Raw genomic sequence first — 5,965 nt, forward strand, 5'->3', positions numbered from 1 at the left:
GGCGGCTTTCCGGTCAGTGGAAAGCCGCCGCCTCTCTATTATCGCTATGAGAGCAAGCGTTGCCTGTTTAGGACAGCATCGTGAGGGTGCCAAGCAGACCCAGCAGGCTCAGACCCGAGATGATGTACGCCAGAATGTTGAAGGTCGTCATCTTCGAGGTGTACTTGGTGGTGTGACCGGCGTTCACCTTCGCCGAGTAGATGGCAAGCCAGATAGACACGCCTACCGGGATTAGACCCACGAGCAGCAGAGCAATCACCATGATGTTGGGGCTCAGACCGGAGCTATACGCAGAGGAGCTGTAACCGCGGGAGTTGAGCGCTGCTTCAGAGTGGAGTGCCGCGACCTGAACCCACGCGTAGAGGGTCAGTGCCAGGGCGCCCAGGGAAGCGCCGAACGCGCCGATGGAGTAGAAGTAGCCGGGGCCGCGGAAGTCACCGGTGGTCTCGCCGTAGGGGCGGCGGTATTCAGCAGGCACCTGGTAGACCTCCGGGATGCGCTGGTAGCTGTCGTCGCGGTCGCGCACGTTAGCGGGTGCCACGCCCAGGGCGGGGCCGCCGGGTGCCGCACCGAGGGGAGCGCCGGGTGCTACGCCAACGGGGGCGCCCACAGGCTGCTGGGAGTTTGCGTTGTTCTGCTCCGGGAAGGAGGGGGCGGGAATCTGGTTTTCCATGGTGTGTCCTTGAGTGGTCGTCATAGCGGCTATGCGGCTACCGCATCGTAGCGGTGGTGCGCCTATGAGCGACTTTTTTGGTTGCTCTCGTACGTTGCCGGTGAGATTGAATGAACAGCCAACACCGAACAACGATATCTACCCTTCGATACTACGGCATAGGGTACGTTTTCGTCTTCTCTGATGACGTTCTCATTACAATGCGGTCACCTGAGCACCCTCCAAGCCCACAGGTACCCCCTGAACGGCCCGAAAATTGGGCATAAAAATACCCGGCAGGTGACGCCGTGGGGCATCCTGCCGGGTGGTAGAAACCTACCGCGGTTCTTCCTCTGGATTGGAACCGATAATCACCGCCGCACCCCATACGGGATAGCGGACGGCTGGGAGATCGTGGAGATGCGGGGAACGCGGTGTTCGTCAAAGACCAGGTGTTCTGTGGTGCTGATGGAGCAGGTGTTTTAAGACCAAACCAAGATAAAAGACTCATCTATTACCTTTACATATACAGCAAGATGTGGCAGCAGTTTTAAAACTGCTACCACATCTCGTTGACCACGTAGAAACTTCTAGGCGATGTTTTACTTACTAGGTCCCTTAGGGAACTTTGGATCGCTCTCAAGCGTCTTTCTGGCTACAAAAGTGACAAAAAGACCTCCTAAAATTGCACTTAGAATTGATACTGGATTAAAGAACTCCCCGTCTCTGGCAAATGAGATAATCACCCAGAACACCGGAACAATAGTGAGAAAAAATCCTAGTGTAAATATATTCTTCGTACGCATTGGACCTCTCCCAGGTTAAAGAGTGAGAGTGCAGGACACTGCTGCAACAGCTAGCGCAGCGGCAATTACTGCCGGACCTCCAAGGGCTTTTCCAAAACCACCAACAAATGCTGACCCTAAAGCTCTTGCAATCGTGGAAGCAGCTAACCCCACATAAGCTTTATGGTGAATGCATTCCCACGTCACATAGTGATGTATCTTACGTCACTATTCAGTAGTCTATCAGAGAGTGTCGTCAGATGTAACGCGTAAATCGACGTTACATGAAAACATGCATCTTCTGTCAAACATGCTCTCAGTGGCGGGTCCGCTGCCGCATCTAATCGCGCGGTCGAGGCCCATGATGGTAGCCACCACGCCGTCGATCTTCTCGGCGGATTTTTCTTTGTCGGGTTTGATGTTCCCGGCAGAGTCGGTGCGGATGAAGATGTTCTCCATCATCCACTGCAAAACCGGGTGACCCTCATGAGCGAGCTTTCCCTCCAAGACCAGTTTCATCAGTTCCTTGGTCGGTGGGCTCATGTCTTTGAAGCCCTGCCCGAACGGCACCACGGTCAGGCCCGTGGCATCCAAGTTTTGGGTCATCTGGACTGCTCCCCACCGGTCGAACACATCGTCTGAGCAGTAGGATTCTTCCTCGCACACTCTATCGGCTGGGCCTTGGCAGTCCTGATAAATAGAACCTTTTGACGCTACGCCTAAACCTTTCGACGCCAGCCCATACTTTTTGACGTTAACCCAAACCTTTTGACGCCCAACCCACGAGCACGCTAAATCCGGCATCCACCCCCTCACCAAGGCTCCCAAAAACCCACCAAGCTACTGCCACAACGCTCTCACCCATCACCCCCCCCCGCAAAACCCAGCATTGACAAGGGAAAACCCGCCTTCGGGCATGAAAAAGATGCTGGCTTGGATTGTATCCAAACCAGCATCTCAAGGGTGGAAATGCGGGGATTCGAACCCCGGTCCGATGTGGCGTCAACGAGGCTTCTCCGTGCGCAGTTTATGCGAACGCTACTTTTCGGCTCCGGTACTTGCATAAACACATATCTCACCGAACAGTTCCTCGACGAGCCTGGTTGGTAATTAGAAGAGATATGGTGGTGAGCTGATGAGAAAGCCCCAGACGCGTTGAGGAGGTCCAAGGCTTTCTCGTCAGGTTGCAATTATTTTCTTCACATCGCACGATTGAGCTGTTGCTATACCCACCGAACAATTTCACTACCGCAGAGGCGTTTCTCGCTTCAGTCGATATAGTGCATATTCTCCAGGGCTACTTGTTATTGAGTCTCTCTTTGGACCCGGTGTACTCTCTCCAAATATCATGTGTAGACTTCACGGGTTCACTTACTCAGAAACTCATACACGTATCCGAGCTTCAAAGCGTCATCCTTTATACGTCAGCCTTAACTCGGGCGATAGCAGATGAGAACCGCAGACCTTGCATAAACTCCGACATATAAACCCAATCTGGCTCACCGTCTGATGTGACAGGCAAACGAAGCACCGTCTCACGCATCTGACTTAGAGACCACTTTCTGCCATATGTATAGCGGAAAGCTTCCAAACTGATGATTCGACACAAGAACAATCCTTCCCAAAGATTCATCGGGCCTTTCTTTGCCGTCCACACGCGGACATCATCAGTAGCAAAGAACGGAGTGGGCTGAAAAAATGCCGTACCGACAGACCCATTCCGGGCAACAGAAATAGTCCCCCCAGGAAAGTTCGGTTCTTGGTCAATCATCCGCCGCAGGCCATTGTTCTGTGCTGAAGAAGTTATCTCAGGAGTCGTGCCTGCTGATTTGTTACGAGTCGGGATATATTTTCCAGAAGCCACGGTGAACAGCTCTTCGACTCGGAACTCTCCCCATGTATCAGGTTTGGACAATGCCCGTTGGGGAGCGATGCGCTCAACTATCCCTTCCTTGGAAGGGATTTCCATCTCATTAACCCAAGAAGGTACAGAATCTGGCAGCTCAATTGTCCCCAAAGAACGGTTTGCTTCACGGCCAAAGGCGCTATAACGAAAGGCGTTGGCGCGGATACACATTGCATAGTACAGACGCTCAACCGTAGTCATATCAGAGAGCGGGGTAAGCACGGCAACGTTTTGCGCTGTATAAAAAGGTCGCTGCTGAACGTAGGTCGACAGTAGTGACCCTCCCAGGGCAACAGTCAGCAGACCCGCTGGATAGGGTGTAATGTCGGGAATAGGCTCAACAAACCCAGACACTCCAGAACGCCCATTGAGCCCGCCGATACGACCGACAAATGCAACACCGCGCTCGGGCGTAGAAGCAGTCATCTTGTTCATGTCGAGCTTGTTACCGTATGCAACATCGAAGATATCATCTAGTCGAGTCATTCGCTTTCACCTCCATCGATATCTTCGCTTGCGGACCGAATCGAGAAAAGGGCATAGTCCATCAGAACTTTCTCAAAGTCTTTCTCATTAATCTGCGAGTAGTCAGTCTCCAGGTAAGCCTCTGCCACCCATTCATCATCAGCGGTCACATACTGGAGCACAGACTCACCTGGATGGACCTCGCGGTTACGGAAGTTCTCAACCCAACGGTCTCGAATAGCAGGCCACCTATGGTCTCGGTCTGTTCGTCCAACTTTTTTAACTTTGACGAATCCGTCTTCACGCCAGTAACCGAACCAAGTCTTACGGTTAGACTGTTGATGAGGATGCCCCGCAGTGAACACCATAATACAAGTAACAACACCAACCGGGTAGAAGAGTTCAATGGGCATTGACATCACAGCTTCGAGAGTATGTTTCTTTAGAAGGTTCCTCTTATGATCGCTGGGGGCAGTCGCACAAGAGATTGGCACAATAGCTATGCCAATCGCACCGGGCTGCAGACAATCAAGCATGTGTTCAACAAAACGAAGCTCATGCAGGTCTTCTTTACTCTTAGAATAAGGCGGGTTGATTAGTCCGACAGTAGACTTATGTGCACGCACACCGTCACTAATGGCAGTATCAAAACACGAGCCCTGGTACAGATTCGCTTTACCATCGCCACGTAGAATCATGTTTGATGCAGCAAGCGCATACATGCTTGGATTCTGCTCCACACCAATCAACCGGTCACGTTTGATCGCTTCAATTTCAGCCTTAGCAGTAGCGCTACGCATCATCTGGTTCATCGCTGAGATTAGGAAACCACCAGTGCCCGCGCATGTATCAAGAACAATGCTATCTTTGTTTACATTTGCAAGAAGACAGAATAGCTCGGTGATGTGTTTGGGGGTGAGTACAATACCAAGGCCTTTGCCATCTCCGCCTGTATATTTCAGAAACTCCCCATAGAAAATTCCGACTACATCAAAATCATGGTAAACAGTGATAAAAGGCAGAACCTTCTCGGCAAGCATCGCAACAATTTCGTTGAGCAGGCCTTTAGGATAGCTTTTAGTTGCTTTTGAAAGCTCGGGATGGACCTGAATACCACTAAAAGGCTGCGTCATGTTAGTGATTTTTGCATTTGGCAGTTCTGCATTCTCAATCACTTTCTTTATAGACTGCATCCAGAAATCCGGGAGTTCTTTAGCAGAATACACGTTATACGTTTCTCTGAATACAGAATCATTAAGCGCAATCAGCGTTCCCGCAACTGCAAGTGGCTTCTCTTTTTCTTCAAGCTCCGCCTCATCACGCATGAAAACATGCATTTCCTGCGAAAATGCAATGAGGTCCGCAGTTCGCTGCGCTTGAACGGCATGGTCAAACGAGGCAGCCTGAATAAGGTCGTTCATGCTGACCATCGATGTAATTTCAGCACCGCTTGGAGAAGTAAGTACACGGGGCTCTTTTTCTCCCTTCGGGACAACAAAAAAGGACCACTCGTTACTTTGCGGGGTGCCTGACACAGCAATACAAATTACGGTATAGGAGCTTGAGAGAAAACGCGCATAATGCAATACACCATCGACAGCAAAGTCACGAGGTTTATTACGCTGAGGTGACGAATGCCTCTTCACTTCTGCCTTGCACTCTACGATAACTACCATGTCTGGGGTCTCCGGTGCAGTGATAATATATTCCGGGTACCCAGCACCGCCCTTTCCCTGCTTTGAAGCTTTAGAAAGAGCTTTACGAATAGAAGCAATAGCCGACTGCTGTTTTTCAACAACAATCTCATCTTCATTCTCGTAGAAGCCAAGAGCACGCAACTGCTCCTCTACCAGGTCTTCTGTAATGCGCTCATTTGCCATATGCGCCTTGCCCCCAAAATTAGTGTCGTAATCGTTCTCGAATTCTAGTAGAGATTCAGTGCGTCCGGAGTGCAGAAGCTCCTATCGCATGTTCCCGAGTCTCTATCCATAGGATAGTGTACCAAGCTAGACTGACTGATGATAGTAAATACATTCGAGTGAGCGTTAGATAGGCGAGCAATAGAAAAGCATACGCCTTCTCTAGGATTAGAGAAGAGCCATCAATCTAAGTCATATACGAACGGGCATAAAAATACCCGGCAGGTGACGCCGTGGG

The 5,965-nt window shown here is 50.8% G+C and carries 4 protein-coding genes; all 4 read right to left on the bottom strand.

The annotated features are described in order from the left end of the window. Positions 1-67: 67 nt before the first annotated feature. The 4 genes from HMPREF2942_RS04515 to HMPREF2942_RS04530 all read right to left on the bottom strand — a co-directional run bounded on the left by HMPREF2942_RS04515 (position 68) and on the right by HMPREF2942_RS04530 (position 5,688). Complete coding sequence (locus HMPREF2942_RS04515; protein ID WP_070688501.1) at positions 68-673, bottom strand: hypothetical protein; 606 nt, start codon at positions 671-673, stop codon at positions 68-70. 1,007 nt (positions 674-1,680) lie between these two features. Continuing rightward, positions 1,681-2,241: a terminase TerL endonuclease subunit gene (locus HMPREF2942_RS09580; protein ID WP_210399423.1), complete on the bottom strand. Its 561-nt coding sequence runs from the start codon at positions 2,239-2,241 to the stop codon at positions 1,681-1,683. A gap of 613 nt (positions 2,242-2,854) precedes the next feature. Further along, positions 2,855-3,829 carry a restriction endonuclease subunit S gene (locus tag HMPREF2942_RS04525; RefSeq protein ID WP_070688503.1) on the bottom strand — a complete coding sequence of 325 codons (975 nt, stop codon included), beginning with the start codon at positions 3,827-3,829 and terminating at the stop codon, positions 2,855-2,857. After that, complete coding sequence (locus tag HMPREF2942_RS04530; RefSeq protein WP_070688504.1) at positions 3,826-5,688, bottom strand: HsdM family class I SAM-dependent methyltransferase; 1,863 nt, start codon at positions 5,686-5,688, stop codon at positions 3,826-3,828. The genes HMPREF2942_RS04525 and HMPREF2942_RS04530 overlap by 4 nt, the downstream gene beginning before the upstream one ends. Positions 5,689-5,965: the final 277 nt, after the last annotated feature.

Origin of the sequence: Rothia sp. HMSC071C12 (genome assembly GCF_001813895.1) — a bacterium.
In the GTDB taxonomy this organism is placed as follows: domain Bacteria; phylum Actinomycetota; class Actinomycetes; order Actinomycetales; family Micrococcaceae; genus Rothia; species Rothia mucilaginosa.

Coding starts and splice junctions, on each gene's coding strand:
- HMPREF2942_RS04515 (WP_070688501.1), bottom strand. CDS start 673: ATGGAAAACCAGATTCCCGCCCCCTCCTTCCCGGAGCAGAACAACGCA.
- HMPREF2942_RS09580 (WP_210399423.1), bottom strand. CDS start 2,241: ATGCCGGATTTAGCGTGCTCGTGGGTTGGGCGTCAAAAGGTTTGGGTT.
- HMPREF2942_RS04525 (WP_070688503.1), bottom strand. CDS start 3,829: ATGACTCGACTAGATGATATCTTCGATGTTGCATACGGTAACAAGCTC.
- HMPREF2942_RS04530 (WP_070688504.1), bottom strand. CDS start 5,688: ATGGCAAATGAGCGCATTACAGAAGACCTGGTAGAGGAGCAGTTGCGT.